General features: G+C 61.4%; 3 protein-coding genes. All 3 read left to right on the top strand.

All coding sequences use genetic code 11. The features are described from left to right. Positions 1-85 precede the first annotated feature (85 nt). The 3 genes from tnpA to tnpC are packed head-to-tail and all read left to right on the top strand — an operon-like array spanning position 86 to position 2,457. Positions 86-391 carry an IS66 family insertion sequence element accessory protein TnpA gene (tnpA, locus tag F3089_RS15690; protein ID WP_151441720.1) on the top strand — a complete coding sequence of 102 codons (306 nt, stop codon included), beginning with the start codon at positions 86-88 and terminating at the stop codon, positions 389-391. Further along, the gene (gene tnpB / locus F3089_RS15695) at positions 391-759 is read left to right on the top strand and encodes an IS66 family insertion sequence element accessory protein TnpB (protein WP_151441721.1); all 369 of its coding nucleotides are present in this window, start codon (positions 391-393) and stop codon (positions 757-759) included. Before tnpA ends, tnpB begins: the two co-directional genes overlap by 1 nt. A 45-nt stretch (positions 760-804) precedes the next feature. Continuing rightward, a complete protein-coding gene (gene tnpC / locus F3089_RS15700) occupies positions 805-2,457 on the top strand; it encodes an IS66 family transposase (protein ID WP_151441722.1) in 1,653 nt (550 codons plus the stop codon). The last annotated feature ends 42 nt before the right edge of the window (positions 2,458-2,499 follow it).

Consider the following 2,499-nt stretch of genomic DNA (forward strand, 5'->3'; position numbering starts at 1 on the left):
GTAAGCGCCAGCAAATCGACACCTGTTCCCTGATCTGAGGCCCGACCACACTGGTTCCATCCTTGTAATGAGTGGAGGAACCAGCATGGCCAGCACCGAGTTGCATCATTTCTGGCAACACACCCTCACTGAATGGGCGGCCTCCGGGCTTTCCGGTGCCGCTTTCTGTCGCGAACACCGTTTGGGCTATTATCAGTTCAGCTACTGGCGCCGGAAGTTGCGGGCTGAAGGCCAGTCAGACGCCGGCGCTGGATTCGCCCGTGTCGCGCCGACGGTGGCGGCCACAGAGACGGCGGATGCGCTGACCGTGTCGTTGCCCGGTGGCGTATCGATCACCGGGCTGCACGCCGGCAACGTTGAACTGCTGGCCGCGGTGCTGAGGCAGCTGTGATGCGTCACCGGTATCTACGCCCTTCCCGAGAGCTGCCTGAGATCTATCTGTACCGGGCGCCGGTGGATTTCCGTAAACAGGCCCATGGCCTGGCGCTGATCGTGGAGCAGGAGCTGGGCCACAGCCCGTTCACCGGCGCCATGTACGCGTTCACCAATCGCCAGCGCAACAAGATCAAGTGCCTGATGTGGGAAGACAACGGCTTTGTGCTGTATTACAAGGCCCTGGCCGAGGAGCGGTTCAAGTGGCCGGGCCCCGGGGATGAGTTGATGGCGCTGAGCGGTGAGCAGATCAACTGGCTGCTGGATGGCTACGACATCACGCTGCTCAAGGGTCATAAGAAGTTGTATTACGAGGCCCTTGGATAGCTTTTTTGGCGTGCGCCAGAGCGCTGTTTTTGCTATCATTTCACAATGAAATCAACACCCGATGATGCCCCTTCAGTCCCTGATCTCAGCGGTCTTTCGCCCGCTGAGATGGCGGGCGTTATCAGCGATCTCCAACAGCAACTCGACGCTCAGCAACAAGCTCTTGCTAAGCAGCAAAGTGAGCTGGAACAGCGTGAACAAACCATCCAGCGACGCGATACGCGCATTGAACTGCTCGAAGAGCTGCTGCGGCTGAAAACCGTCCAGAAGTTCGCCGCCAGCAGCGAGAAGCACCACTTCCAGACCAGCCTGTTCGATGAAGCGGAAGTCGAAGCCGAGATCGAGTCCCTGCGCGAGGAACTTCCAGACGAGGATGAACCCGATCAGCACGAGCCACCGCGCCCCGCCCGTAAAAACCGCCAACGCGGGTTCTCGGATCAGCTGCGGCGCAAGCGCATTGAGCTGACCCTCAGCGATGAAGACAAAGCCGGCGCCACCAAGACCTTCTTCACCAAGGTCAAGGAAGAACTGGAGTACATCCCCGCGCAGCTGAACGTGCTCGAATACTGGCAGGAAAAGGCCGTGTTCGAGCACGACGACGGGGACGAGTCCCTGGTGGCAGCAGCCCGTGCCGTGCACCCGCTGGGCAAGTGCATCGCCACCCCGTCGCTGCTGGCCCACATCATCACCTCGAAATACGCCGACGGGCTGCCGCTGTATCGCCAGCAGCAGATGTTCAACCGCTTGGGCCACGAACTCAGCCGCACCAGCATGGCCCACTGGATCGTGCGCCTGGAGCCGGTGCTGCGCCCGCTGATCAACCTCATGCGCGAGGCTCAGAACACCAGCGACTACCTCCAGGCCGATGAGACCCGACTGCAGGTGCTCAAGGAGGATGGTAAGAGCGCCCAATCCGACAAATGGATCTGGGTGACCCGAGGTGGACCGCCGGGCCAGCCCACGGTTCTGTTCGAGTACGACCCCTCACGCGCGGGCAGCGTGCCCGTGCGTCTGCTCGATGACTTCCAGGGCATCCTGCAAGCCGATGGCTACTCCGGCTATGGGAAGGTGTGTCGGGATAACGCCATCACCCGGATCGGGTGCTGGGACCATGCCCGTCGCAAGTTCGTTGAGGCCTCGAAGGCAGCGCCGTCGAAAAAGAAGGGCAAAGGCCAACGCCAAACCGCCAAGGCCGACGTTGCCCTGGGCCATATCCGAAAGCTCTACGCCATTGAACGCCGGATCAAGGACCTTGGTGATGACGAGCGCTATCGCATCCGCCAGGCGCAGAGCCTGCCCCAGCTCCAGGCGTTCAAAGCCTGGCTGGACGACAACGCCGACAAAGTCGTGAAGGGCTCACTGACCCGTAAGGCCATGGATTACACCCTCAACCAATGGGACACCCTGATCGGCTACTGCGAGCGCGGCGATCTGCAGATCAGCAACGCCCTGGCCGAAAACGCCATCCGCCCGTTCGCGCTCGGACGCAGGGCGTGGCTGTTCGCCGACACCACGCGAGGAGCCAATGCCAGCGCCAGCTGCTACTCGTTGGTCGAGACGGCCAAGGCGAACAACCTGGAACCGTCGACCTATATCCACCACGTTCTGGCGCACATCGGCGAGGCGGACACCGTCGAGAAGCTGGAAGCGTTGCTGCCGTGGAATACGGGCCTGGAGCCAGCTCCTAAAAAGAGCTGATTGCTAGCGCCGGGTCAAGTGGGTCGATTTACGGGCGCTTAC

It is taken from the genome of Halospina sp. K52047b (assembly GCF_008709855.1).
Classification (GTDB): domain Bacteria; phylum Pseudomonadota; class Gammaproteobacteria; order Pseudomonadales; family Oleiphilaceae; genus Halospina; species Halospina utahensis_B.

Coding starts and splice junctions, on each gene's coding strand:
- tnpA (WP_151441720.1), top strand. CDS start 86: ATGGCCAGCACCGAGTTGCATCATTTCTGGCAACACACCCTCACTGAA.
- tnpB (WP_151441721.1), top strand. CDS start 391: ATGCGTCACCGGTATCTACGCCCTTCCCGAGAGCTGCCTGAGATCTAT.
- tnpC (WP_151441722.1), top strand. CDS start 805: ATGAAATCAACACCCGATGATGCCCCTTCAGTCCCTGATCTCAGCGGT.